The sequence below is a fragment of the Piscinibacter lacus genome (genome assembly GCF_016735685.1).
In the GTDB taxonomy this organism is placed as follows: Bacteria; Pseudomonadota; Gammaproteobacteria; order Burkholderiales; family Burkholderiaceae_C; genus Aquariibacter; species Aquariibacter lacus.
This window is the reverse complement of the sequence record NZ_JAERRA010000001.1, coordinates 368,959-392,740: the sequence shown is the minus strand read 5'-3', so window position 1 is coordinate 392,740 and position 23,782 is coordinate 368,959. Positions and strand designations below refer to the sequence as shown.

Here is a 23,782-nt window from a genome sequence, read left to right as displayed (position 1 = left end):
CTCTCAGGCCGCCTTGCGGGCGGTCACGATGCCCTTGTTGGCATTGAAGAAGTTCGAGCCGAGCAGGGGATAGAAGATCGGCAGGAAGAGGACCGCGAAGGGCTTGGGCAGGCGCAGGCGCTTGAGCAGGTAGACCTGGATGTAGCGGCTCACCGGCCAGGACAGCTCGTTCTTCACGATGACCTTCACATCCGGGAAGCCGGCGCGGCGGGCGACCATCTCCAGCGAGGCCGCGGTGTAGTTCTGCAAGTGGAAGATCGAGGTGCGGCCCGACTGCCACATGCGGCCGATGCGGCCCAGGCCCGGCGTGCGCTGCAGCACGTGCATGAAGCGGTCGGTGCGGGTGACGACCGGGGTGTGCAGGTAGAGCACGCCGCCCGGCTTGAGCACGCGCAGCGCGGTGTCGATCAGCACCTGCGGCTTGATCACATGCTCGGCCACGTCGAGCAGGGTGACCACGTCGAAGCTCGCGTCGGGCAGGGTCGAGTAGTCGTGGTCCTGGTAGACGGCCTTGACCAGCGGCTTGACCTTGGAGAGGTCGCAGCCCTCGATCTCGTGCACGCTGATGTCGTCGAAGCCCGCGTCGCGCAGCAGGGGCACGAACATACCGTCGCCGGTGCCGATGTCGATCAGCTTGGCCTTCTGCAGGCCCAGGGCCTTCAGGTCGGCGATGGAGTCGAGCATCTTGCGGGTGTTCTCCTCGCCGATCTCCGCGTAGTAGGTGTCGGAGTCCAGCGTGCCGTAGGCCACGGCCAGCTCCTCATGGTCCACCTGATTGCCGACGAAGACCGAGCCGCAGCTGCGGCAGCGGTAGTGGTCGAGCGTGACCGTCTTGCTGTGGGTGTTGTGGGTGTCGCAGAGCCAGTGGGTCTCGGTGCTGTCGCAGACCCGGCAGCTCACGGCCCCGGAGGTGGTGGCGGTCATCGTCGTCGCGGTGGTGTTCATGGGGGGTCGGGCGGATGGGGGAGCGGTGGATTCAGCGGCCGGGCCGAAGCAGGGTTTGCAGTTCCTGTTCCAGGCGCAGCAGGACGGCTTCCATGTCCAGGGTTTCGACAGCGTAGCGCCGCGCCGCGGCACCCAGCTCGGCGGCCAGGGCCGGGTCGTCGATCAGGCGCTCGATGGCGCCGGCCATCGCGGCCGGGTCTTCGGGCGTCACGCGCAAGCCGCGGCCCTCGACGACGCGGCCCAGCTCGGTCTCGGCCTCGGCGCCGGCCACCGTCGGCCGGCCGCTGGCCAGCATGCCGGTCAGCTTGGAGGGCATCACCAGATCGGCCGCCGCGCGGCGCTGCGGCAGCAGGTGCACATCGGCCAGGGCCAGCAGCTCGGGCAGGCGCTCGGCCGGCTGGATGGGCAGGAAGTGGAAGCGCGGCAGGCCCTGGGCCAGCTCGACCAGGCGCGGCCGGCCGACCCCGTCGCCGACCATCACGAAGTGCAGGTCCTCGCGCCGGGTCAGCAGGCGGGCGGCCTCGACCACCGTCTCCAGGCCCTGCTTGGCCGCCATGTTGCCGGCATAGAGCGCCACCTTGCTGCCCGGCGGCAGGCCCAGCTCAGCCCGGAAGGCCGCGCCCGAGGCGCTCGCCGGCATGGCCGCCAGGTTGACCCAGTTCGGCATCATGAACAGCCGCTCCGGCGCCACGCCCTTGGCGAGCAGGCGCTCGGCCATGCGGCCGGAGATGGTCGAGACGCGCGCGCAGCCGGCCATCAGCAGGCGCTCGACGCCCAGCGCAAGCTGGCGCGCGCGCCGGCCGCGCAGGATGCCGAGGTCGAAGGCCGCGTCGACTTCCAGGTCCTGCACATGCAGCCAGACCTTGGCGCCGCACAGCAGCGCGCCCAGGCGGGCGGCGGCAAAGCACAGCAGCGGCGGCTCGACGCCGATGACCACGTCCGGCCGCCAGAAGGCCTGGCGGATCATGGCCGGCACGCTGCTGAGCGTGAGGCTGGCGATCTGCACCAGGCGCTGCAGGCCTGAGGGCCGGCGCGGGATGAAGGCCGGGCAGCGCCAGACCGGCACGCCCGCCTCGACGCTGTGGCTGTACCAGGCGGCGGTGTAGCCCTCGTGCACCTTCCAGGCCGGGAAGTGCGGTGCGGCGCTCAGCACGCGCACCTCGTGGCCGCGCGATTGCAGCCAGCGCATCATCTCGGCGTTGTACTTGGCGATCGCCGTCAGCTCGGGCGCGTAATAGGTCGAATGCAGCAGGATGCGCATGCTCAGGCCTTGCCCTGCTGGATCCAGGCGACGGTCGCGCGCACGCCGTCGTCCAGGCTGTGCGGCGTCGGGCCGCAGACGGCGCGCAGCGGCTCCAGGTCGTGGACCATGGGCGTGATCAGGTTGTCGAGCCGGAAGCTGGTCAGCGGCACGCCGCGCCAGCCCAGGGTGGCCAGCAGGTCGCCGCTGCGGGCCATCAGCTTCAGCACCGCCATGGGGATCTCGCGCGGAACCGGCACGCCCATGGTGCGGGCCACCCGGCCCGACCAGTCGTGCAGCTCCAGCGGTTCGTAGTCGGCCAGGTAGTACATCTGGCCCTGGATGCGACCGGGCTCGGCCTCCAGCAGGCGCTGAAGCTGGACGACGGTGTTGCCGACGAAGCCGAAGGACTTGTGCACCCGCACGCCGCGCGGCTGCACATAGTGGCCGCGCCGCACCGCGTCGAAGAAGTTGCGGTAGGGCACGCGGAAGTAGGGGCCCCAGATCGAGGTGGGCCGCACGATGGCCCATTCGGCGCGCAGGCTGCGGTCGGCGTAGACCAAGTTCTCGCCCTCGACCTTGCTCTGGCCATAGGGCGTGGTGGCCTGGTAGTCGCGCGGGCCGCTCGGCTGGTAGCCGATGCGGCAGACCAGGCGCGAGGATGCGAAGATCACCTTGCGCAGCCTCGGCGCGGCGGCGGCCGCGTCGATCAGGTTCTGCACGCCGGTGGTGTTGGCCGGGTAGTCGGCCAGGCTGCGGCCGTCGAGGTCGGTGCGTGCAGCCAGGTGGACGATGAAGTCGGGATCGAAGGCCTGGACCTGCGCCCGCAGGCCGGCGGCATCGAGGATGTCCTGGCGGCGCCAGAGCGCGCGGGCCTCGGCATCCATGGGCTCGGCGACGTCGAGGTTCAGCAGGGTGTGCCCCTGGGCGCCGAGATGGCGGATCAGGTTGCTGCCGATGAAGCCGCTGCCGCCTGTGACGAGGGTTCGGGTCATCGTGGGGAATCCGGGAAGGGGTGCATTCAGAAAACGGGAGCCGCGGCCCGCTCGTCGAGCAGCTCGCGGTAGACCTGCAGCAGCTCGCGGGCATGCTGCGCATGGGTGGGCGGATCGGCCCAGAAGCGGCGGTAGGCCTCGGCCCCGAGGCGGCGGGCCAGCGCATCGTCGTCGGCCAGGCGACGCAACTGGGCCGCAAGTGTCGCGACATCGCCGTTCGGGAAGATGAAACCGTTGACACCCGGCTCGATGGCCTCGCCGCCACCGCACACGTCGGAGGCCAGGCCCGGGATGCCGTGGGCCGCCGCCTCGGCGATCACCATGCCCTGGGTCTCGACCCAGCGCGAGGGCAGCACCAGGGCGCGTGCCGAGCGCACGGCCGCCACCACGCCGGCGCGGTCGAGCTGGCCGGTGAACCGCGCGGCCGGGAAGCGGGACTGCAAGGCGGCGCGGTCCGGGCCCTCGCCGATGCACAGGGCCGGCACGCCGGCGCGCTCGCAGGCTTCGAGGAAGACCTCCCAGCCCTTGGGCGCGAACATGCGCGCCACCATCGCGAAGGCGCGGCCGGCGCCCGGATCGGCCGGCGGCAACTGCGGGCCGACCTCGATCGGGTTGCGCACGGGGCTGAAGCGCGCGCCCGGCGGCAGGTGCTCGGCCACCCGCTGCTGCGAGAGGCGGGAGATCGTCAGGAAGCGGTCCACCTGCCGCGGCAGGCGGCCGACATGCTCCTGCACGGCATGGCGGGCGACGCGGTAGAGCTTGTGCGCATAGCGGCGCGCGTCGCAGTGGGTGGCCAGGCAGGCCAGCGACATGGGCTGGAGCGTGCAGATCCGGCGCGTCTGCGAGTTGAAGAGCATGCCGCTCGGGCAGACCGAGAAGTACTCATGCACCGTCAGCAACTGCTTGAAGCCGGCCTGCGGCGCGACCGGGAAGATGCTGCTCGACAGGGCCTTGGTCCAACTGTGCACATGCACCACGGTGTCGGCCGGGTCGTGCGCGGCCAGCAGCGCGCGCAGGGCCCGCGCGGCCTGGGGATTCCACAGGCCCTGCAGCGCGGCGCCGATGGGGTGGCCGCGGGCCAGGTCGTCCTGGCCGGTGCTGACGATGCGGTAGGGCCGCGGCCGGGTGTCAGCCTCGGGCAGGCGGTCGGCCGCGAAGACAGTGACCTCGGCCCCGGCCGCGGCCAGGGCCTCGGCGCTGTTGAGCGCGGCCACGTCCGCCCCGCCATCGGGCACGAGGTGGTCGTTGACGACGATGACCTTCATGCGCCAGCCCCCGCCGGTCGCGGGCCGCAGCGGCGCGGCATCAGGCCTGCGCCGCCGCGCGCAGCTTGGCGCGGCGGGCGGGGTCGTGCTGGCGGAAGAAGCCGGTCAGCCGCTTCTCGAACAGGTGGTAGGCCAGGGTGCCCAGGCCCAAGCCGAGAGCGACAGTGCCGGCCAGGAAAGCCAGGTGCGCCGGCCAGCCCGGCACGCCGAAGCTGCCCCAGAGGCGGCCGGCCAGCACGATCACCATCACATGGGTCAGGTAGATGGAATACGAGGCATCGCCGACCCAGGCGATCGCCCGGCCGAAGACCCAGCCCTTCTCGATCTCCAGCACGACGATGCCGTAGACCACCAGCGCCGCCGGCAGGCCGAACACATACAGCGCGTGGTAGCCGGCCGGCAGGCCGAAGAGCTGGTGCGAGTGGTAGTTGCCGATCCAGTCCGCGCCCGTCAGCGCATAGAAGCCGAAGTAGCCGCCCACGGCCAGGGCCACGCCGAGCAGCAGGCAGGGCAGGGCGGCGCGGCGCTCGCCCTTGTGGATCAGCCAGGCCAGGACCATGCCGAAGAGGAAGTCGAAGTTGATCGGGTTGAGCAGCACGCGGGCGAAGGCGCCCTGCTCGGCCCGCGGGATGAGGGCGCCGGCCGTCGCCAGCACCGCCATGGCGACGAAGCCCAGGGCGATGAAGCGCGGCAGCAGCGTCTCGCGGAACAGCAGCACGCCCGCAAACAACAGGTAGAAGACCAATTCGTGATGCAGCGTCCAGGCCACAGGAATCAGCGGAAGCGTTACGTCAGGAAGCAACAGCAAGGTTCGGAACAGGTCGACCTGGTGGCCGTCGGTCGCATTGAAGAGCGTCGGCTTGAACAGGTAGATCGGCACCAGCGGCAGGGTGTAGAGCAGGTAGGTCGGATAGACCCGGGTCACCCGGTTGTAGGCGTAGGACTTGAGGTAGCTCCGCTCGGCGAAGTGGCCGAAGGCAAGGAAGGTCAGCACGAAACCGCTGATCACAAAGAACAGATCCAGGCCGAAGTTCGACAAGTGGATCCAGTCGCCCAGCAGGCGCGGGCCATGGCTGTACTTGCGTTCGACTTCGTAAAGATGAACGGAGAACACCATCAGGACCGCGAGGCCACGAAGGCCTTGAATGCCATACAGTCGCGGCGCTGACGCCTTCGTCTTGCTCATCGTCGATCCGGTTGGGTGCGTGAAGAACGCATCGATTCATGCAGGCCCTGTGCCTGCGGAAGCAGCGGCAGGCCGAGCCCGACCGATGCGCGGCGCAGTGTCGCAAACGACACCTTTCAAGCTCCTGCAAGCCTCCCCCTGTTTCAAGGGGGACGGCCTGTAACTGAGCACGGAAGGTGCTGTACAAGCAACCTTCGCAGAACTGACGGAGTCCGTCCCTTGGCTTTCGCCTACCGCCAAACCACCCCCCGGAGCCCCGAGGTTGAGCCTCGCGATGCCCCCCGGGTGACCGTCCCGACGGTGAGCCTCGACGGCCTCATGGTCGTCGTCATCCGCCACTGGAAATGGGTTTTCGCCACCGTGCTGGCCTTCGGCATCGGCGTGCTGATTGCCCTGCCCTTCCTGACCAGCAGCTACGAGGTTTCGGCCAGCCTGCTCGTCAAGCTGGGCCGGGAACAGACGCCGCCCCCGGTCGCCGGCACCGCACAGATCTCGGCCACGCCCTACAAGCGCACCGAGGACGTGATGTCGGAGCTGGAGATCCTCAGCAGCCCTGCGCTCATCGAGCGCGTGGTCAAGGAGCTGGGCGTCGACTACTTCCTGGCCGAACCGCCGCCGCAGACCCTGCTGCAGAAGATCAAGGCGCAGTTCAAGACGGTGACCCGCGCGGTGCGCGATGCCTGGACGGAAGCCCTGATCTGGATCGGCCTGGAGAAGCGGCTGACGCCTTTCGAGCGGGTCGTGCTGACCCTGCAGGGCAGCATCCGCACCGAGTCGGTGAAGCGCTCGGACGTGATCTCGGTGAAGATGTTCGCGGCCAATCCCGAGGCTGGCGTGCATGTGCTCAAGCGCCTGCTGGAGCTCTACCAGGCCGAGCACATCAAAGTCTTCAAGACGCCCGGCTCGACCGAGTTCCTCGAAGCCCGCGTGGCCGAGTTGCGCGAGGAGCTGGCTGCCATCGAGGCCAAGCGCCGCAGCTTCGGCGAGCGCGATGCCGTCTGGGACTACCAGGAGCAGCACAAGCAGCTTCTGGTGCGCCGACATGATGCGCTTCAGGCCCTGACCCGAACCAAGGAGCTGCGCAGCCAGATCACCTCCGAGATCACCAGCAGCGAGCAGGCCCTGGCCGCGCAGCCCGCCGAGAAGCTGACCCAGCGCGTCGAGCAGGTCAGCCCGGCGGTGCAGAGCTTGCAGGGCCGCATCCTCGAACGCAAGGCCGTGCTCTCGACCCTGCGCCTGAACTTCGCGACCAACAGCCAGCGCGTGCGGGACGAGGAAGCGCAGATCAGGGAGCTGGAGGCCTTGCTGGCCCGCACCCAGTCTTCCTTTGTCGCGCAGCAGACCTTCGAGGTCAGCCCCGCCCGCAACGACCTGGAGCGGGCGCTCACCGACCGTCGCACCCGGCTGGCCGGCGTCAATGCCATGGCCTCGCGCCAGGCCGAGGCCTTGTCCGAGGTCGAGGCCGAGATCGAGCGCGTGGCCCAGCTCGGCGAGGAGGCCCGCCGCCTCGACCGCGAGGCCGCCAGCGCCGAGCAGAGCTACCGCCTCTTTGTCCAGCGCCTCGACGAGGCGCGCATCCAAGAGGCGCTGGACACCGCCGAGATCTCGAACGTGGCCATGATCGGCGAGCCGGTGGCCAGCGTGAAGCCGGTGCGTCCGCGCGCCATGCTGCTCTTCCTTGTCTCGCTCGGCGCCGGCCTGCTGGCCAGCCTGGGCTTCTTCATCCTGCGTGACGCGCTGCGTCCCTCGGTCCACTCGCGGGATCGGGTCGCCCAAGTCCTTGGCGTGCCGGTGCTGGTGCGTCTGCCGGAGGTCCGGTCGTGAGCGTGAACCTGAAGTCCCTCCTCAGCTCCCACACCCTGGGCGATGAATTCACCCGGCTGCGTCGCGAGCTGGAAGCACGCGAGCCGCGTCCGCGCCACATCGTCGTCTTCGGCGCCAGCGGCAAGGAAGGCGCAAGCACGGTGGCCGCGCATCTGGCCCTGGCCTTTGCCGGCGGCCAGCCGGCGGGCGGCCGGGTGCTGCTGGTGCAGGCCAATCTGCACAAGCGGGTGCTGCGCGACGAGAGCGGCCTGCCCTTCGAAGGCCCGGGCCTCTGGGGCTGGGACATGAACAGCCCGCTGCCCTCGCAGCCCTTCGCGCGCCAGCCGGCCCTGCACCTGCTCGGCCCAGGCTCGCCGCCCAAGGACCGCATGGGCCTGGCCTCGGCCTCGGACCGCCTACTGGCCGCACTGGCCCAGGCCGACCGCGAGGACTACGCTTACACGATCTGGGACGTGCCGGCCCTGCTGCAGCATGCCGAGGGCATCGACCTGATCGCCGCCAGCGACGGCGGCCTGGCCGTCATCGAGATGGACGAGACCCGCGTCGGTGCGCTCGAATACCTGCGCGGCGTGCTCGACCGGCGCCATGCGCGCCTGCTCGGCGCCGTCCTGAACCGCTGCGGCCGCTACTGGCCGCGCTCGACCCGTCGCCTGGCGGTCTGAGGCCGCGCCCGGCCCGGGCTGCCCCCAGGGGCGCACGGCCGGGTCGATTCCATCCTGGTCCCCGGCTCCGTCCTGAACCGCCCCGATGTCGAGACCGCTCAGCGATTCCCTGCCCGATCCGGATTCCACCCGGCGCCTGCTGGCCTGGGTGATCGCGGCTGTCGCGGTCTCGGCCCTGCTGACGATGGCTGGCGGCGGCATGCCGGTGCTGCTGGTCGGCGTGGTGCTGGTCTTCGTGCTGTGGACGCTGCACGATCCCCTGGTCACGCTGCCGCTGATCGTGCTGACGCAGGTGATCTGGCTGTTCGGCAGCTATTCGCCGGGCGGCATCAGCCTGCTCGCACCGTCCAAGCTGGCCCTGCTGCTGGCGCTGGGCGTCTGGCTGGTGCATGCGGTGCGCGAGCACATCCCGCCGACCTTCGCCCCGCACATGCTGCCGCTGGGCCTGTTCGGCCTGGTGGTGCTGATGGGACCGGTGCTCACGCCGGTCTTCGACGATTCGCTCACCGGCATCGGCAAGTACGCAGTGATGTTCCTGCCCTACCTGCTGGTGGCCAACCTGGCCGTCACCCGGCGCGGGCTGACGGTGGCGGCGGCTTCGCTGACGCTCACTGCCACCGTGGCCGCCGGCCTGGCCATGGTCGAGCGTTTCCTGCCGGGCGTGCAACTGGCCTTCGATGGCATCGGCCTGGGCGCCCACGTGGACGACAACTCCCTGTCGACCGTCATCAAGCGGGTGACCGGCGGCATCGGCGATGCGAACTGGTTCAGCTACACCATGGCCACCGCGCTGCCGCTGTGCCTCTACTGGTGGCGGGCCTACCCCGGCCTGTGGATCCGAGCCGCGGTCACGGGGGCCGCCCTCTTGCAGTTCGCCGGCCTGATCTTTTCCTACACCCGTACGCCCATGGTCGGCCTGGCCGGCGCGATCCTGCTGCTGGTCTGGATGCGGCGCATCGCGCTCGCGCCCGTCATCGCCCTCACGGTGCTGGCCGGCGTCACCGCGCCGCTGTGGCTGCCCGCCGGCTTCATCGAACGCTTCACCTCCAAGGAGTACATCGAGGAGGGCAGCACGCCGATGCGGCGCGAGATCTTCAACATGGCCCTGGACCTGATCGCCGACAAGCCGCTCCTCGGCCACGGCTACCAGCAGTACGGCCCGCAGTTCATCACCCGCTCGACCAGCGAGATCGGCGCCGAATGGGAGCGCCGCGACCTCAGCGGCGACGAACCCGCCCACCTGCTGCGCGCCCACAACCTCTACCTCGACATCTGGGTGCAGCACGGCCTGCTGGGCCTGATCCCGCTGATGCTGGCCTATGCCCTGCTGCTGCGCGAGCTGCTCCAGGTGGCCCGCGCCGATGCCGACAGCCGGGAGGGCGAACTTGCCGCCTGCCTGCTGGCCTGCCTGGTGTCCTTCTACCTCTGCGGCATCGGCGGCCATTCGCAGGAGCTGAAGATCTTCTGGATCATGGCCGGCCTCGCGGCCGCGCTGCGGCGCGTGTTCTGGACCGCCGGCCCCACGCCGGTGCGATGAGATGAGGGCTGCCGCTTCCGGCCCGCTGGCGCTGCGGGTCGCTGCCGTCGTGATCGGCCGCAACGAAGGGGCCCGGCTGCTGGCCTGCCTGCACTCGCTGCGGGCGGGCTGTGAGCGGCTGGTCTATGTCGATTCGGGCTCGACCGACGGCTCGGCCGAGGCCGCCCGCGCCCTCGGCGCCGAGGTGCTGGACCTGGACCTCAGCCGCCCCTTCACCGCCGCCCGCGCCCGCAACACCGGCTGGCGCCACGCCCTGGCGCGCTGGCCCGACACCGAGGCCCTGCAGTTCATCGACGGCGATTGCGAGATCGATGCCGACTGGCTGCCGCAGGCCGCGCAGTTCCTGGCCGGGCGGCCGGAGGTCGTCGCCGTCTGCGGCCGGCGCCGCGAGCGCTTCCCCGAAGCCTCGGTCTACAACCGGCTCTGCGACGAGGAATGGGCCACCCCCATCGGCGAGGCCCGGGCCTGCGGCGGCGACGTGCTGATGCGCGCCGCGGCCCTGCAAGCCGCCGGCGGCTACCGCGACAGCCTGATCGCCGGCGAGGAGCCCGAGCTTTGCGTGCGCCTGCGCGCCGCCGGTGGCCGCATCTGGCGGCTGGATGCTGAGATGAGCCGCCACGACGCGGCCATCCACCGCCTGGGCCAGTGGTGGCAGCGCAACCGCCGCGCTGGCCATGCCTATGCCGAGGGCGCGGCCCTGCATGGCGCGCCGCCGGAGCGGCACTGCGTCGCGCAGACCCGCCGCGCCCTGCTCTGGGGGCTGCTGCTGCCCCTGCTGGCGGCCCTGGGCCTGCTGGCGGTGGCCGCGGGCGGCGGGCTGCTCGGCCTGCTGCCGGCGCTGCTGCTGCTGGCGCAGTGGCTGCGGCTGTCGCGCCGGCCGGTGCCGCCGGGCGTCAATGCCCTGCCCGACACCCCGGCCTGGCGGCGCCTGCGCGCGGCCTACAGCGTGCTCGGCAAGCTGGCCGAATCGGCCGGCGTGCTCACCTATGCCTGGCGCCGCTGGCGCGGCCAGGCGGCGCGGCTGATCGAATACAAGTAGGCCTCGGGGATCGGGGCCTCCGTCGGCCTGCTCAGGCCGCGACCATCGCCACGGTGAACACGGTCCAGATGGCCGCCGTGGCCAGCACCAGACGATCCAGATGGAAGGTCGGCTCGGCGTCGCTCATGCGGGCCAGGCGGGCTTCAAGCGCGTGCTGTTCCTTGCGGACGGCGGCCAGGGTGCTGCGGGTCATGGTGTTTTCCCTCGATTGATAAGGTTCGCTATGGTGAACCTTCAGGGGATCTGATGCTTGTCCGATCAGTTTTGCGTTTCGGGTTGGAATCACCCGAAGCCTGTGCAGAACTAGACCCCGGACCGCGCCGCGCGCTCCGCCGCATCCAGGGCGGAGCGCAGCTTCAGCGCGCTGGCCGGCTTGCGTAGCACGATGGCACCGGCCAGTTCGGCGGCGGCGGGATCGGCGCTCAGCCAGACAGTCGGCAGCGGCCGGCCGCCGGCCCCGCGCAAGGCCGGCAGCAGCTCGGTGCCGCGGCCGTCGGGCAGTTGCAGGTCCAGCAGCACCAGGCCGGGTGACTGGGCGGGATCGGCCAGGACGCGGCGCGCCTCGGCCAGGCTGCCGGCCTCGGCCACCGTCGCGCCCCAGGCGCGCAGGCGCGCGGCGGTGGCGGCGCGCACCTCGGGGTCGTCGTCGACCAGCAGCACGCGGCCGGCCGTCCAGGGCCGCGGGCCCGCTACCGGGCCGGCTTGCGGGCCGCCCTCGGTGGCCGGATCGGCCAGCGGCAGCTCCAGCGTCAGCACGCTGCCGCGCCCCGGCCGGCTGCGCAGGCTGAGCGGATGACCGAGCTTGCGCGCCAGCTCCTGCACGATCGACAGGCCCAGGCCGGCGCCCTCGCGGGCGGAAGCGGCACCGGCCGCCTCGTCCAGCAGGCGGCGGCGCTGGGCCGGCGCCAGGCCCGGCCCGCTGTCGAAGACCTGCAGCCGCAGCCGGCCGCCGCGCACGCGGCAGCGCAACGCCACCCAGCCCTGCGGCGTGTAGCGCAGGGCATTGACGAGCAAGTTGCGGACGATGCGTTCGATCAGCAGCGGATCCGACACGGTGCCGACCGCCTCCAGCCGGTCGAGCAGGCGCAGGCCCTTGCGCTGGGCCAGCACGCGCGATTCCTCGATCAGGCCCAGCAGCAGCGGCCGCAGCGCAAAGGGGCGCGGCACCGGCTCGATCTGGCCGCTCTCCAGCCGGCCGATGTCGAGCAGGGCATCGAAGAGGCCCTGCAGCGCCGCTGCGCTGTGCTGAAGCTGGGCCATGAAGACCGGGTCGCGGCCGCGCTCGGGCGCATCGCCCAGCAGGTTCAGGTAAAGCGACAGGGCATGCAGCGGCTGGCGCAGGTCGTGGCTGGCCGCTTGCAGGAAGCTGCTGCGCGCCCGGGCCGCAGCCTGGGCCTGCTCGCGCAGGCGGCGCTGCACCTCGGCGGCCACTTGCTCGTCGATCAGGCGCTGCTGCACGCCGTCGAGCTGGCGGTGCAGGATGAAGAGCTGGCGCCCGCGCACCCGCGCGACGAAGAGGTAGACCGCCAGCAGGCTGGTCAGCAGCAGGCCGGCGCCCAGGCCGGCCATGGGCCAGAGCAGGGTGCTGAGCGGGCTGCGGCCGGCCGGCGGCAGCAGATGGGCGGCCCACTGCCGGTCGGCGAACTGGAACAGCCGCAGCACGCCGCCCTCGGCCCCGGCCTGCGCGCGCAGCTCGGCCTCCTGGCGCAGGCCCTCGTCCAGGCCCAGGGTGTAGAGCGCCTGCTCGGCTGCCGGGGCGGCGCGGTCGAAGATCGCGACCCGCAGGCGCTCGGCCACCGGGTCGAAGACGCGGCCGAGGATCTCGCTGACGCTGAACACCCCCATCACCACGCCGCGCGGCGGCGCCTGCGGCCCGCCCTCGGCCGCGCGCACCGGCAGGAAGACCTGGATGACCAGCTCGCCCGGCGCGCCCCAGGCGTCGGCGCGCCGCACCTTGGTGGCCGCCGGCCGGCCGCTGGCCAGCGCGGCCTCGATGGCCAGGCGGCGCGCCGAGAGCGCCAGCAGGTCCTGGCCCGGCTCGATCTCGCCGCCCTCGACCGCCGCCAGATGCAGCAGCGGAAAGTGCGCCGGCCGCGCCAGGGCCGGGCGGCGCAGGCCGTGGCCGGTCGATTCGAAGATGAAGGCACCCGGCCGGCCCTGCAAGCGGGCGAGCTGCTGCTCGAAGGCCGGCCGCTCGGCCGCGGCCACGCGCGGTGCCCAGCCCAGGGCCAGGGTGCCGCGGTGGCGGGCAGCCTCGGCGCGGGCAAAGCGCTCGAAGCCCTCGGCCGCCACCGGCAGGCCGGCTTCGAACAGGGCGCGCAGGGCGTGCAGCGATTCCAGCGCCAGCTCGATCGACAGCTCAAGCTGCCGGGCGCGGGCGCTGGCCTCGTCCTCCAGGCCGCGGCGTTCGCGCTGCAGGGCGGCGTCATAGAGCATCAGGCTGCCGGCCAGGGTCAGCAGCAGGCCGACGACGAAGACCGCCGCGGCCCGCAGCAGGGGGCCGCGGGCCATCTCGGGCGCATCCGGTGCGGGGGCGGCGGGCATCGCGGGACTGTCGCACGCGCCGGCCGCCGTCAAGCCGCTAGGCTAGGCGCATGCGCATCCTGATCGCCGACGACCATGCCCTGTTTCGCGATGCCCTGGCCCGCCTGGTGCGCAGCCTGGTGGCCGAGGCGCGGGTGGAGGAGGCCGGCTCGCTCGACGAGATCCGCGCCTGCCTGTCCGCCGACCCGGATTGCGAGCTGCTGCTGCTCGACCTGCGCATGCCGGGCTGCTTCGACAGCGACCCGGTCGAGGCCCTGCACCGCGCGCATCCGGCCGTGCCCATCGTCGTGATCTCGGGCTCCGAGCAAGCCGGTGAGGCGGCCCGCGCCCGGGCGCGCGGCGCGGTCGGCTTCCTGCGCAAGTCGCTGGCACCGGCCGCCATGCAGCAGGCCCTGCAGAAGCTGCTGGCGGGCGAGGAGATCGAGGCCGCGCCCGAGCCGGCCGGCTCGCTGGCCCTGCCCCACCTGACGCCGCGCCAGCAGGAGGTGCTGGCGGCCGTGGCGCAGGGCGCGTCGAACAAGCAGATCGCCCAGCAGCTCGGCCTGAGCGAGGGCACCGTCAAGCTGCATGTGGCCGCCATCCTGCTGGCCCTGGACGCCGGCAACCGCACCGAGGCCGCAGCCCGCGCCCGGGCGCTGGGCTGGGCCTAAGCGCCGCCCGCCAGCGGGCCGGACCCAGGCGCCGCGCGGCGGCGGGCGGCGGGCTGCCACTCAGGGCCGGGCCAGGCTCAGGCTGATGCTGCGGTTGCGCGTCGCGTCGTAGACCACGCCGCCGCCGCTCAGGCCGGTCAGGCCGAAGGTGGTGGCGAGCACGGCGTTCTTGATCTTGGGCGACTTCAGGCTGCACACGCCGGTGCTGCCCGTCACGCAGCTTCCGGTGCCGCCGGTGCTGAAGCTGCCTTTCACGCTGACCTTGGGCAGGTAGTTGCCGTCCTGGTCGCGCACGACGACGTTCACCGTGGCCAGCCAGGCCGTCTTGCCCGAGGCGGCGGTGCTGCCCGAGAGCGCGTCCACTGCGCTGCTGCGCGGGATGGGCGAGCTGCTGATCGCGCTGTAGAGCAGCAGATTGGGCGAGCCGCTGCCCACCGTCTTGAGCTTGCTGGGGGTCGCCGCGCCGGTCAGGGCGGTGGCAAGCTGGGCCGGCGTGGCGGCCGGCGCGCGCTGCAGCAGCAAAGCCAGGGTGCCGGCCACATGCGGGGCGGCCATCGAGGTGCCGCTCATGGTGGCGGTGGCCGTGGGGCCGGTGCCATAGGCCGAGCGGATGCTGCTGCCGGGCGCGAACAGGTCCACGCAGCGGCCGAAGTTGGAATAGCTGGCGCGCTCGTCGGTGGCGGTGCTCGCGCCCACCGTCAGGGCCAGCGGCGCCCGGCCGGGCGAGCTGCCGCAGGCATCGGTGCCGCTGTTGCCGGCGGCCGCGACGACGGCATAGCCCTCGGCCACCAGGCGGGCCACCGCCGCATCCATGGCGGGCGAAATGCCGCCGCCCAGCGAGAGATTGACCACCGCCGGCTTCACCCCGTGGGCCAGGATCCAGTCCAGCCCGGCGATCACGCCGCTGCTCATGCCCGCGCCCTGGCAATCGAGCACGCGCACCGGCACCAGGCTGACCGCCTTGGCCACGCCCCAGGTGGCGCCGCCGACGATGCCGGCCACATGGGTGCCGTGGCCGTTGCAGTCGCTGCTGCCGTGGGCATCGGCCACCGTGCTGTGGCCGGGCAGCACGCGGCTGCCGAAGTCCTGGTGGCCGGCCAGGATGCCGGTGTCGACGATGTAGGCGCGCACCCCCTGGCCGCTGCCCAGGTAGCTGAAGGCGCCCGAGAGCGGCAGGGTGCGCTGGTCGCTGCGGTCCAGGCCCCAGGGCGCGGCGGACTGGATGGTCTGGCGCAGGCGCACCGGCTGGTCCAGCTCGACGGCGAGCACCTCGGGATTGCGGCGCAGCGCGGCGATGTAGGCCGCCGACCGGGCGACCGGCACCTCGGCCGTGTAGCCGCGCAGCGCGCGGCCGAAGTGCTGGCGGATGCGGCCGGACTGACCGCGCACCTGACGCTCGGCCTCGGCCGTGCTGGCCGCGCCGCTGCTGCGCAGGGTGACGATGTAGCGGGCGCTGCCGCCGGCCGCCCGGGCGCTGCGGTCGGGCAGGGGCGGCATGGGCAGTTCGCCGCGCGCGACCTCTTCGGGAATCAGCACCGGCGTCTCGGCCCGCACGGGGCCGGCGGTCGCCAGCAGCAAGGTGGCGGCGAGGCCGCACAGGGGCCGCAAGCGGCCCCGAAGAATGGATTGCATCGCAGGTCTCCAGAAGGAAGAGACCGGCCGGGCATGACGGACCCGGACCGGCAACCCCGCTACCTTGGCCCGCACCGGGGGGTGCGGACGACAGGCCGGAGGCTTTGCGTCCCGGGCTTTCGCGCCGGTTTGCCAAGGCTGCACTCTAGGCCCCGGACCCGCCCCGGGGCAGCCGCCGTGCCGCAAGCCGCGGCTGGAAGCGGCAGGAATGCGCGGATCGGGCCGGCGCGTGGCCGACGATGGCCTGGCTGGCGTCGCCCCCGTGCGACGCACGCTGCTGGCCAGGCACCGGCAGTCGCCCCGGACGCAGGCAGGGTCGCGGGGCCGCGCCACACTTCAATATAAGCGGATGGTGATAATTGGCCATGCCCATCGTCCTGCCTTCTGTCCTCCCCCCGTCCACCCGGCGCAGCCGCTGGGCCCGCCCGCTGCTCGGCCTGGGCCTGGCCGCCCTGCTGATGGCCTGCGGCGCCAAGGAGCCGCAGACCCCGCCGCTCAGCCTGGAGCAAGCGCGCGCCGAGCTGGACGCCGGCCGCGCCGTGCTGATCGACATCCGCGAGCCCGAGGAGCATGCCCGCGGCGTGGCGCCCGGCGCGCGGCTGCTGCCGCTGTCGCAGATCGACCAGCGTTTGGCCGAGCTGCCGAGCGACCCGAACACGCCCGTCCTGCTGATCTGCAACACGCAGAACCGCTCCAAGGCCCTGTTGGCCGAGCTGGAGGCGCGCGGCTTCCGCCATGTGCGCTATGTCAGCGGCGGCATGTCGGCCTGGGCCGAGCGGGCCTGGCCGCTGGTGCCGCCGCCGCGCTGAGCCGAGATGGCCGCCCCCCCGCTGCCCGAGGTCTGGCGGCAGCATCCCGCCCTGGCCCAGCTCGACCCGGCCGAGCGCGATGCCGTGCTGGCCGAGCAGGCCCAGCGCATGGCCGTGCCGGCCGGCACCCTGCTGTTCGAGGAGGGCGGGCGCTGCGGCGGCTTTCCGCTGCTGCTGGCCGGTGAGATCCGCGTGGCGCGGGGCTCGCCGCAGGGCCGCACGCTGGAGCTTTACCGCGTGCTGCCCGGCGAGATCTGCGTGGTCTCGACCGCCTGCCTGCAACACGGCGCGCCGCTGTTCGCGCATGCCATCAGCACCCAGCCCTGCGAGTTGCTCATGCTGCAACGCGCGGGGCTGGAGCGCTGGCTGGCGCATCCCGGATTCCGCAGCACCCTGATCGGCACCCTGGCCGGCCGCCTGGCCGACCTGATGCAGCTCGTCGAGGCGGTGGCCTTCCAGCGCCTGGACCAGCGCCTGGCCAGCGCCCTGCTCGGCCGCGGCCCGGTGCTGGGCCTGACCCACCAGGCCCTGGCGGACGAGATCGGCACCGTGCGCGAGATCGTCAGCCGCCTGCTGCGGCGATTCGAGCAGCAAGGCTGGCTGCGCCTGGGCCGCGAGCGCATCACCGTGCTCGACCCGGCTGCGCTGCGCGCCCTGGCCGGCGGCGGGCTGGGGGACTGAGGTCACCGACGCCGCCGGGCGCGGCGGCGATGCTCGGGCGACCGGCCCCACTGGGCCTTGCTTGGAGACCCTGCATGACTTCCAACGTCGGCGGCATCGACCGCCTGCTGCGCATCCTCGTCGGCCTGCTGCTGATCGGCCTGGCCGCGGGCGGCGTGATCGGCGCCTGGGGCTACCTCGGTGTGCTGCCTCTGGCCACCGGCCTGATCCGCTGGTGCCCGGCCTACCTGCCCTTCGGCTGGACAAGCTGCAAGCGCCGCTGAGGCGCCCGCATCCTTTCCCCTCCCCTCACCGGAACCTTCATGAAGCACTCCCTCATCGGCGCGGCCCTGCTGGCCGCCAGCCTCGCCTCGGCCCAGGCCGAAGAACTCTTTGTCTCCCTGCACAGCGGCAGCGCCATGGCGCAGGGCGCCGGCCTGGTGCTGGCCATGCAGGCCTTGCAGCAGAAGGCCGGCGTGCGCGTGCTGCTCTGCGATGCAGCGGCCGACCTGGCGCTGCGCAGCAGCCCCTCGGCCCCGCTCAAGCCCAAGGGCGTGAGCCCGCAGCAGATGCTGCAGGGCCTGGTGAAGAACGGCGCGCGGGTCGAGGTCTGCGCGCTCTACCTGCCCAACACCGGCCGCGCGGCCGATGAACTGCTGGCCGGCGTCACGCCCGCCCAGCCGGCCGACGTGGCTGCCCACCTGCTGAAGCCGGACGTCAAGACCCTGGCCTTCTGATCGACCCTCAGGCCCATGGGATGGGCCTGATCCGGCGGCTGCCCGGCCGCCGAAGCTTGGATGACGCGGCCGTCCTGCCCCCGGTTTCCCTGGGGCATGCCGCGAGGCACCGAGTCGGTGCCTCGCGGCATACTCATTGGCGCTTCCTGCGTTTTTGAGAAGCACTCGTTCAGACGTCGCAAAGCCTGCGGCTCCCAGCCCTTCATTTCGGATCCATCCGGCCGAAGGAAGGCACGCCAAGTCTGCGAGGGCGGTCTTGCTGCCCGGCACCCCTGTTTCACGCCCTGAGCCGCCCCTTCTGCGGAGGGTGTCGGCGTGTCTGCGCGCTCGGTCGGGGTTTTGTTTGCCTTCATCATTTCCTTGACGCTTATTCCTGCATCCAAAGCTCCGCTTGCCAGGCATGGCGCGGCTGCCACCGCGCCGACCGATCCTGTCAGCCCGGTGCCTGATCCGCTTCAGCGCCTGTGGCGCCGGGTGCGGCGCCAGCAGCGCTTCTGCCTGCTGGAGGACGAGCGCGAGCCGGCCTGGACGGTCGATCGGCTGGAGGCCGCCCTTGCCCGCCTGGCCTGGCAGTGGCAAACCGCGGGCGTGCAGCCGGGGCAGGTGCTGCTGCTGCGGGCGGCGCAGGGCCTGCCGGCTTTCCTGAGCTTCTGGGCCGCGCAGCGCCTGGGCCTGGTCTGGCTGGCCAGCGACCCGGCCTGGCCGGTGGCCCGGCTGGCGGCGGTGGCCGAGGCCGCCGGGGCGGACTGGCTGATCGACGCCGGTTCCGAGCCCCTGCCCCCCGCCGAGCTGCCCGAGGCGCTGGCCCGCCTGCCGCGGCTGGGCGCCCTGCCGGACGAAAGACATGAAACCGCCCCCGCGGCACCGGCCGCGGAGCCCGTCTGGCCGGGCCGGGCGGTGGCCGCGCTGCTGCCCACCTCCGGCTCGACCGGCGGGCCCAAGCTGGTCGCGCTGAGCCGGGCCGCGCTGGCGCGCAGCGCGCTGCTGGCGGTGCGCAGCTTCGGCTGGCAGGCCGGCGAGCGCCTGCTCAACCTGGCCGAGCCGCACACCATGAGCGGCTTGCGCAACGGCCTGCTGGCCGCGCCGCTGGCCGGCATGGCGTGGCTGGTTTCGCCGCCGGCCACGCGGGCCGATGTCTTCGCGCTGCTCGGGCAGATCCACGCGCGCCGGCCCCAGCGCGTGGTGGCCGCGCCGCTGCTGGTGCGGCAGGCCAATCTCTGGCGCCAGCGCCTGCCGGCCGACACCTGGACCGGCGTGCGCGCGCTGTATTGCACCGGGGCCGATCTGGACCCGGTCGAGGTGCAGCGCTTCCATGCCGCCGAAGGCCTGCCGGTACTGAACTACTACGGCCTGACCGAGACGGTGGGCCTGTGCCTGAGCCAGGCCCTGGCCGGCTGGGACCCGCAGGACCGCAGCCTCGGCCGCCCGGTGGGCTGCCGCATCCGCCTGGTCGATGCCGCGGGCGCCACCCTGCCCGAGGACGCGGTCGAGGCCGTCGGCGAGCTTCAGGTGCACCAGCGCCACCCCAGCGCGGGCTACTGGCGGGGGCCGGCCGGGCCCTTCGACGCCCAGGGCTGGCTGGCCACCGGCGACCTGGCCCGGCGCGATGCGCAGGGCCGGGTGCATCTGGTCGGGCGTCTCGCGCATTTCATCAAGACGGCGGGCACCGAGAAGGTCGCGCCGGCCGAGGTCGAGCAGGCCCTGGAAACCCATGCCGCCGTGCTGGAAGCCGCCGTCTGCGGCCTGCCCGCCGGCGTGGGCATCGAGCGCATCGCGGCCCTGGTGGTGCTGCGCCCGGCGACCGCCCACGAGGCGGAAGGCACCGCGCTGCAGGCGGCGCTGATCGCGCATGTCGCCCGCCTGCTCGGCACCGCCCGCGCGCCCTCGCGCATCCGTTTCGTCCCCAGCCTGCCGCGCGGCGCGCACGGCAAGTTGCTGCGGCCCCAGCTTCCTTCGATGTTCACCGCATGAACCCCACTGCCCCCGACTCCGCCTCGCCGGTGCATGCCGTCTATGCGGCCCTGGCCGATCCCGAGACCGCCCGCCAGGCCTGGCTGGTGACGCCGACGCGCAGCGTCAGCTTCGGCGAGCTGCGCCAGCGCATCGACCAGGTGGCCGGCTGGCTGGCCGCGCGCGGCCTGAAGCCGGGGGACCGGCTGGTGTATTCGATGCGCGACGAGGTCGAGGTGGCGATGCTCTTCATCGCCCTGGTCTGCAATGGCGTGACGGCCATCCACCTCGACCCCGACACCGGCCCCGAGCGCGCCCGCGCCCTGGTCGACACCGCCGAGCCGGCCCTGCTGGTGCTGGACCCGGCGCTGCAAGCCGCATGGTGGTCGGCCGGCCAGCCGGCGCCGCAAGCCGCCGTGGTGCCGTGGGTGGAGCCGCCCAAGGGCCGCTTGATGGGCCGCCTGCTGGGCCGCGGCCCGCAGCTCGAAGGCCTGCTGGCCGAGCTGGCCGCGCAGCCGCCCGCCGCGCCGCCCGCGGCCTTGCCGGCGGAGGGCCTGGCCTACATCCTCTTCACCTCCGGCACGACCAGCCAGCCCAAGGGGGTGGCGGTTTCGCACCGCGCGCTGTTCGCCCACCTGGCCACGCTGCAGCGGGTCTATGGCTACACGCCGGCCAGCCGCATCCTGAACACCCTGATGCTTTCGCATGCCGACGGCATGATCCAGGGCCCGGTGATGGCCTTCTTCGCCCGCGCCACCCTGCACCGGCCGATGGCCTTCGAGGTGACGCGGCTGGCCGCGCTGCTCGACACCGTCTGGCAACTGCGCATCACCCACATGGTGACGGTGCCGACCATGCTGGCCCTGATGCTGCGGCTGGGCGGCGAGCAGCGCGATGCCTTCCAGGGCGGCGACTTCAAGCTGCTGATCTCCTGCGGCGCGCAGCTTGAGGCCGAGCTGTGGACCGGCGTGCAGGCGCAGTTCAAGGTGCCGCTGATCAATGTCTACGGCCTGACCGAGACGGTGGTGGGCGGCGTCTTCGCCGGCCCGGCGGCCGACAGCGGCCCGCCCGGCAGCATCGGCCGGCCGGTGGATTGCGAGCTGCGCATCGTCGATGCCGAGGGCCAGCCGGTGGCCGAAGGCGAAAGCGGTGAGCTGCTGATGCGCGGCGCCCTGCTGATGAGCGGCTACTTCCGCGATCCGGCGCAAACCGCCGAGGTGATGCGCGAGGGCTGGTTCCACACCGGCGACATCGCGCGCCGCGATGCCGACGGCTTCCACTGGATCGTCGGCCGCAAGAAGAACATCGTCATCCGCGGCGGCTACAACATCCACCCCGAGGAAGTGACCGAGGTGCTGCAACGCCACCCCGGCGTGCGCGAGGCCGTGACCTTCGGCCTGCCCGACGCGACCTGGGGCGAGACCGTGGCCGCCCTGGTGGTGGCCGAGGGCGTGGACCGCGAGGCGCTGCTCCGCCACTGCCAGCAGCACCTGGAGCCGCGCAAGCTGCCGAGCCGCCTGGTCTGCGTGGACGCGCTGCCGCGCGGCCGCTCGGGCAAGGTGATGCTCGACGCAGCCCGCCAACTGCTGGCCGAGACCGAGGCTCGCGGCCCCGCCGCCCGCCCGGCCGCGGCCCACGAGGCCGATCTCGAAAGCCGGCTGCGGCGTGTCGCCGGCCTGTGCTTCCACCAGCGGCCCGAGGCCCTGGACCTGCAAGCCCCGCCCGACCAAGTGCCGGGCTGGGATTCGCTGGCCCACATCGAGCTGGTCGTCGCGCTGGAGGCCGAGTTCGGCTTGCAGCTCTCGCCGCGCGAGGTGATGGCCCTGGACCGCCTCGACAAGGCCCTGGACCTGGTGCGCGCCAAGGCATGAGCACGGCCCACGCGCCGGGGGGCGGCGCGCCGGCCTGGGTCTGGTCCGTGGCCCTGGGCGGCGCGCTGGGCCTGGCCCTGCTGATGCTGACGCTGGACCGGCTCTGGCCCGGCCTGCCGGCCCTGGCCGGGCCCTACCTGAACCTGGCCCGGCTGGACGAGCCGCCGCGCCATGGCCCGCGGGTGGTGGCCCTGGGCGATTCCAAGCTGCGCTTCGGCGTGGCTTTCGACGGCGAACTGCGCCAGGGCCTGCCGCTGGACTTCGTCCGCATCAACTGGAACAGCGCCAAGCCGGCGGACCTGGCCCCGGCCCTGGCCGCCCTGTGCCGGCAGCCGCCGGCCTTGCTGCTGGTGCAGGCCGACCTGCTGATCTGGCAGCGCGAGCCGGTCGAAAGCCCCGGCCAGCGGCTGCGCCAGCACTACCGCGAGAACCTGGAGCGGCTGGGCCTGCTCTGGGGCCGCCGCCATCCCTACCTGCTGGCCGACAACCTGGGCCGCACGCGGGACGGCTGGCAGCCCGAAGGCCGCATCGGGCCGCCCCAGCGCCTGAGCCCTGCCGAGCTGCAAGCCCGCCAGGCCGAGGCCCTGCGCGGCTGGCAGCCCGCCGCGCCCGAAGCCCTGCAAAGCTGGCAGCACAGCCTGGACTGCCTGCACGCCGCAGGCACCGAGATCGCCCTGCTGAGCCTGCCGCGCGCGCCCTTTGCCCAGGCCCTGATGGCCGGACCGCTCGCCCGGCATGAAGTCGAGGCCCTGGCCCGGGCAGACGCCGGGCGCGGCTGGCGGCACTGGTCGGCGCCGCTGCGCTTTGAGGACGCCGAGTTCTTCGATGCCGCGCACCTGCGCGCATCCGGCCAGGCCCGCTACAGCGCCTGGCTGCGCGAGGCCCTGGCGCGCTGGCTGCAAGCTAGGGCGGCGAGCCTGCCGGCCGGTGCGGCGGCGCAGGCGCTTGCGGGGCCGGGGGCATGAGCACGGACCTGCTGCTGCTCGTGCTGGGCTGGTCCGGCCTGGCCGTGCTGCTGGGCTGGCGGCTGCCGGCGCGCTGGCAACTGGGCGGCGTGGCTGCCTGCGGCGCCGGGCTGCTGGCCAGCGTGTCGCCGCTGTCGCTGGTCTGGCTGCTGGCCGGCACCCTGGGCAGCCGGGCCCTGGTGCAGCGCGGGCCGCAGCGCGGCTGGGTGCTGGGTGTGGCGGTGGCTGCGGTCGCGCTGGCCTATGTCATGGCCCTGGCGACCGGGCCGGTGCAGGCCCTGGCCGGTCAGGGCGAGACGGTGCTGCTGCCCCTGGGCGCGGCCTTCTACAGCCTGCGGCTGATCCACTACCTGGTCGCGTCCTACAAGGGCAGCCTGCGGCCGCACACCCTGGACGAGCTGCTGGCCTACCAGTTCCTGCCCGGCGCGCTGGCGGTCGGCCCGATCCACCGCTTCGACGATTTCCTGCGCGACAGCCGCCGCCGCCGCTGGGACGCGGCCCAGTGCTCGCAAGGCCTGGAGCGGGTGCTGGTCGGCGTCTTCAAGATCGTCGTGATCGGCGGCGGGCTGCTGGCCGCCAAGCTGGCGCCGGCCCTGGCCGAGACCGCCGCGCAACCCGGCCTGCTGGGTGTCTACGTGTCGGCCCTGCTGATGTGGCTGCCGCTCTATGTGGTGTTCAGCGGTTGCAGCGACGTGGCCCTGGGCAGCAGCGCCATGCTGGGCTGGCGCCTGATCGAGAACTTCAACCATCCCTACCGCGCCCGCAACCTGGCGGATTTCTGGCAGCGCTGGCACGTCTCGCTGGCCGCCTGGTGCCGCGACCATGTCTTCGCGCCGGTGCTGGCCTGGCGCCGCCAGCCGGGCCTGGCGGTGGTGGCGTCGATGGTGGTGCTGGGGCTTTGGCATGCGCTGTCGATGCACTACCTGCTCTGGGGCCTGTACCACGGCCTGGCCCTGGCCCTGCTGCGGCGCTGGCAGGCCCTGGCGCCGCGCCTGCCCCAGCCGCCGGCCTGGGCACGGCGACCGTTGGACGGCCTGTCCACGCTGCTGACCCTGCATGTGGTGCTGCTGAGCTTTCCCATCACCACCGCCGTCGAGCAGGCGCTGCTGCGCCTGGGGAGTGCCTTGCCATGATCCACGACTGGCTTCGGCGCCGCCTGGGCGCCCGCCGCGGCGGCTGGGCCTGCGTGCTGGTCTATGCCCTGATGCTGCTGGCGGTGCTGCACTTCTGGAGCAGCCCGTCCGCCACCCTGGCTTATCTGCACTGAGGCC

The 23,782-nt window shown here is 72.8% G+C and carries 22 protein-coding genes and 1 riboswitch; of the genes, 14 read left to right on the top strand and 8 right to left on the bottom strand.

The genetic code is table 11. From position 1 onward, the window contains the following. Positions 1 to 3: 3 nt before the first annotated feature. From JI742_RS01835 to JI742_RS01815, 5 genes are read right to left on the bottom strand one after another with little or no spacing between them, the layout of a single operon-like run. On the bottom strand, positions 4 to 945 hold the full coding sequence (locus JI742_RS01835; RefSeq protein WP_201823468.1) for a methyltransferase domain-containing protein: 942 nt from the start codon (positions 943 to 945) through the stop codon (positions 4 to 6). 31 nt (positions 946 to 976) lie between these two features. Next, a complete protein-coding gene (locus tag JI742_RS01830) occupies positions 977 to 2,206 on the bottom strand; it encodes a WcaI family glycosyltransferase (protein WP_201823466.1) in 1,230 nt (409 codons plus the stop codon). A 2-nt stretch (positions 2,207 to 2,208) separates the two neighbouring features. Beyond that, a complete protein-coding gene (locus tag JI742_RS01825) occupies positions 2,209 to 3,180 on the bottom strand; it encodes an NAD-dependent epimerase/dehydratase family protein (RefSeq protein WP_201823464.1) in 972 nt (323 codons plus the stop codon). A gap of 26 nt (positions 3,181 to 3,206) precedes the next feature. Further along, positions 3,207 to 4,445 (bottom strand): glycosyltransferase, encoded by a 1,239-nt coding sequence (locus JI742_RS01820; protein WP_201823462.1) that lies wholly within the window; start codon positions 4,443 to 4,445, stop codon positions 3,207 to 3,209. A 40-nt stretch (positions 4,446 to 4,485) separates the two neighbouring features. Next, positions 4,486 to 5,631, bottom strand: coding sequence for an acyltransferase family protein (locus tag JI742_RS01815; protein WP_286184006.1), 1,146 nt, complete (start codon positions 5,629 to 5,631; stop codon positions 4,486 to 4,488). A 285-nt stretch (positions 5,632 to 5,916) separates the two neighbouring features. Between JI742_RS01815 and JI742_RS01810 the strand changes: the two genes are divergently transcribed. The 4 genes from JI742_RS01810 (at position 5,917) to JI742_RS01795 (ending at position 10,693) form a co-directional block, all read left to right on the top strand. Further along, positions 5,917 to 7,455 carry a GumC family protein gene (locus JI742_RS01810; RefSeq protein WP_201823457.1) on the top strand — a complete coding sequence of 513 codons (1,539 nt, stop codon included), beginning with the start codon at positions 5,917 to 5,919 and terminating at the stop codon, positions 7,453 to 7,455. Then, positions 7,452 to 8,117, top strand: a complete 666-nt coding sequence (locus tag JI742_RS01805; protein WP_201823454.1) for a P-loop NTPase family protein — start codon at positions 7,452 to 7,454, stop codon at positions 8,115 to 8,117. The genes JI742_RS01810 and JI742_RS01805 overlap by 4 nt, the downstream gene beginning before the upstream one ends. A gap of 85 nt (positions 8,118 to 8,202) precedes the next feature. Then, positions 8,203 to 9,654, top strand: a complete 1,452-nt coding sequence (locus tag JI742_RS01800) for an O-antigen ligase family protein (RefSeq protein WP_201823451.1) — start codon at positions 8,203 to 8,205, stop codon at positions 9,652 to 9,654. Position 9,655: 1 nt separating this feature from the next. Then, positions 9,656 to 10,693, top strand: coding sequence for a glycosyltransferase family 2 protein (locus JI742_RS01795; RefSeq protein ID WP_201823448.1), 1,038 nt, complete (start codon positions 9,656 to 9,658; stop codon positions 10,691 to 10,693). Between the two features lie 31 nt (positions 10,694 to 10,724). Here the strand turns inward: JI742_RS01795 and JI742_RS01790 are convergent, their stop codons facing one another. Then, a complete protein-coding gene (locus JI742_RS01790) occupies positions 10,725 to 10,886 on the bottom strand; it encodes a hypothetical protein (protein WP_201823445.1) in 162 nt (53 codons plus the stop codon). A 110-nt stretch (positions 10,887 to 10,996) separates the two neighbouring features. Beyond that, entirely contained in the window at positions 10,997 to 13,237 is a 2,241-nt protein-coding gene (locus JI742_RS01785; RefSeq protein ID WP_201823442.1) for a CHASE domain-containing protein, read from the bottom strand. Between the two features lie 50 nt (positions 13,238 to 13,287). Here JI742_RS01785 and JI742_RS01780 point away from each other — a divergent pair, with 50 nt between their 5' ends. Then, on the top strand, positions 13,288 to 13,887 hold the full coding sequence (locus JI742_RS01780) for a LuxR C-terminal-related transcriptional regulator (RefSeq protein ID WP_201823439.1): 600 nt from the start codon (positions 13,288 to 13,290) through the stop codon (positions 13,885 to 13,887). A 60-nt stretch (positions 13,888 to 13,947) separates the two neighbouring features. Here JI742_RS01780 and JI742_RS01775 read toward each other — a convergent pair whose 3' ends face one another. Beyond that, positions 13,948 to 15,519, bottom strand: coding sequence for a S8 family peptidase (locus tag JI742_RS01775; RefSeq protein WP_201823435.1), 1,572 nt, complete (start codon positions 15,517 to 15,519; stop codon positions 13,948 to 13,950). Positions 15,520 to 15,565: 46 nt separating this feature from the next. Further along, positions 15,566 to 15,663: riboswitch (cyclic di-GMP riboswitch) on the bottom strand. A 221-nt stretch (positions 15,664 to 15,884) separates the two neighbouring features. Between JI742_RS01775 and JI742_RS01770 the strand changes: the two genes are divergently transcribed. The 9 genes from JI742_RS01770 (at position 15,885) to JI742_RS01730 (ending at position 23,778) form a co-directional block, all read left to right on the top strand. After that, entirely contained in the window at positions 15,885 to 16,328 is a 444-nt protein-coding gene (locus JI742_RS01770; protein ID WP_236676739.1) for a rhodanese-like domain-containing protein, read from the top strand. Positions 16,329 to 16,334: 6 nt separating this feature from the next. Further along, positions 16,335 to 17,009, top strand: coding sequence for a Crp/Fnr family transcriptional regulator (locus tag JI742_RS01765; RefSeq protein ID WP_201823431.1), 675 nt, complete (start codon positions 16,335 to 16,337; stop codon positions 17,007 to 17,009). 74 nt (positions 17,010 to 17,083) lie between these two features. Beyond that, positions 17,084 to 17,272: a YgaP family membrane protein gene (locus tag JI742_RS01760; protein WP_201823429.1), complete on the top strand. Its 189-nt coding sequence runs from the start codon at positions 17,084 to 17,086 to the stop codon at positions 17,270 to 17,272. A gap of 39 nt (positions 17,273 to 17,311) precedes the next feature. After that, positions 17,312 to 17,725 (top strand): DsrE family protein, encoded by a 414-nt coding sequence (locus tag JI742_RS01755; protein WP_201823428.1) that lies wholly within the window; start codon positions 17,312 to 17,314, stop codon positions 17,723 to 17,725. A gap of 441 nt (positions 17,726 to 18,166) precedes the next feature. Further along, a complete protein-coding gene (locus JI742_RS01750) occupies positions 18,167 to 19,696 on the top strand; it encodes a class I adenylate-forming enzyme family protein (protein WP_201823427.1) in 1,530 nt (509 codons plus the stop codon). Next, positions 19,693 to 21,546, top strand: coding sequence for an AMP-binding protein (locus tag JI742_RS01745; RefSeq protein ID WP_201823426.1), 1,854 nt, complete (start codon positions 19,693 to 19,695; stop codon positions 21,544 to 21,546). Before JI742_RS01750 ends, JI742_RS01745 begins: the two co-directional genes overlap by 4 nt. Next, the gene (locus tag JI742_RS01740; RefSeq protein WP_201823425.1) at positions 21,543 to 22,511 is read left to right on the top strand and encodes a hypothetical protein; all 969 of its coding nucleotides are present in this window, start codon (positions 21,543 to 21,545) and stop codon (positions 22,509 to 22,511) included. The genes JI742_RS01745 and JI742_RS01740 overlap by 4 nt, the downstream gene beginning before the upstream one ends. Beyond that, positions 22,508 to 23,644 (top strand): MBOAT family O-acyltransferase, encoded by a 1,137-nt coding sequence (locus JI742_RS01735; protein ID WP_201823423.1) that lies wholly within the window; start codon positions 22,508 to 22,510, stop codon positions 23,642 to 23,644. The genes JI742_RS01740 and JI742_RS01735 overlap by 4 nt, the downstream gene beginning before the upstream one ends. Then, positions 23,641 to 23,778: a hypothetical protein gene (locus JI742_RS01730; RefSeq protein ID WP_201823420.1), complete on the top strand. Its 138-nt coding sequence runs from the start codon at positions 23,641 to 23,643 to the stop codon at positions 23,776 to 23,778. The genes JI742_RS01735 and JI742_RS01730 overlap by 4 nt, the downstream gene beginning before the upstream one ends. Positions 23,779 to 23,782: the final 4 nt, after the last annotated feature.

Excerpts from the sequence above, each read along its gene's own strand:
- JI742_RS01780 (WP_201823439.1), top strand. The coding sequence starts at position 13,288 with ATGCGCATCCTGATCGCCGACGACCATGCCCTGTTTCGCGATGCCCTG.
- JI742_RS01835 (WP_201823468.1), bottom strand. The coding sequence starts at position 945 with ATGAACACCACCGCGACGACGATGACCGCCACCACCTCCGGGGCCGTG.
- JI742_RS01825 (WP_201823464.1), bottom strand. The coding sequence starts at position 3,180 with ATGACCCGAACCCTCGTCACAGGCGGCAGCGGCTTCATCGGCAGCAAC.
- JI742_RS01765 (WP_201823431.1), top strand. The coding sequence starts at position 16,335 with ATGGCCGCCCCCCCGCTGCCCGAGGTCTGGCGGCAGCATCCCGCCCTG.
- JI742_RS01795 (WP_201823448.1), top strand. The coding sequence starts at position 9,656 with ATGAGGGCTGCCGCTTCCGGCCCGCTGGCGCTGCGGGTCGCTGCCGTC.
- JI742_RS01730 (WP_201823420.1), top strand. The coding sequence starts at position 23,641 with ATGATCCACGACTGGCTTCGGCGCCGCCTGGGCGCCCGCCGCGGCGGC.
- JI742_RS01820 (WP_201823462.1), bottom strand. The coding sequence starts at position 4,445 with ATGAAGGTCATCGTCGTCAACGACCACCTCGTGCCCGATGGCGGGGCG.
- JI742_RS01735 (WP_201823423.1), top strand. The coding sequence starts at position 22,508 with ATGAGCACGGACCTGCTGCTGCTCGTGCTGGGCTGGTCCGGCCTGGCC.
- JI742_RS01745 (WP_201823426.1), top strand. The coding sequence starts at position 19,693 with ATGAACCCCACTGCCCCCGACTCCGCCTCGCCGGTGCATGCCGTCTAT.
- JI742_RS01740 (WP_201823425.1), top strand. The coding sequence starts at position 21,543 with ATGAGCACGGCCCACGCGCCGGGGGGCGGCGCGCCGGCCTGGGTCTGG.
- JI742_RS01785 (WP_201823442.1), bottom strand. The coding sequence starts at position 13,237 with ATGCCCGCCGCCCCCGCACCGGATGCGCCCGAGATGGCCCGCGGCCCC.
- JI742_RS01830 (WP_201823466.1), bottom strand. The coding sequence starts at position 2,206 with ATGCGCATCCTGCTGCATTCGACCTATTACGCGCCCGAGCTGACGGCG.
- JI742_RS01755 (WP_201823428.1), top strand. The coding sequence starts at position 17,312 with ATGAAGCACTCCCTCATCGGCGCGGCCCTGCTGGCCGCCAGCCTCGCC.
- JI742_RS01775 (WP_201823435.1), bottom strand. The coding sequence starts at position 15,519 with ATGCAATCCATTCTTCGGGGCCGCTTGCGGCCCCTGTGCGGCCTCGCC.
- JI742_RS01815 (WP_286184006.1), bottom strand. The coding sequence starts at position 5,631 with ATGAGCAAGACGAAGGCGTCAGCGCCGCGACTGTATGGCATTCAAGGC.
- JI742_RS01790 (WP_201823445.1), bottom strand. The coding sequence starts at position 10,886 with ATGACCCGCAGCACCCTGGCCGCCGTCCGCAAGGAACAGCACGCGCTT.
- JI742_RS01770 (WP_236676739.1), top strand. The coding sequence starts at position 15,885 with ATGCCCATCGTCCTGCCTTCTGTCCTCCCCCCGTCCACCCGGCGCAGC.
- JI742_RS01800 (WP_201823451.1), top strand. The coding sequence starts at position 8,203 with ATGTCGAGACCGCTCAGCGATTCCCTGCCCGATCCGGATTCCACCCGG.
- JI742_RS01760 (WP_201823429.1), top strand. The coding sequence starts at position 17,084 with ATGACTTCCAACGTCGGCGGCATCGACCGCCTGCTGCGCATCCTCGTC.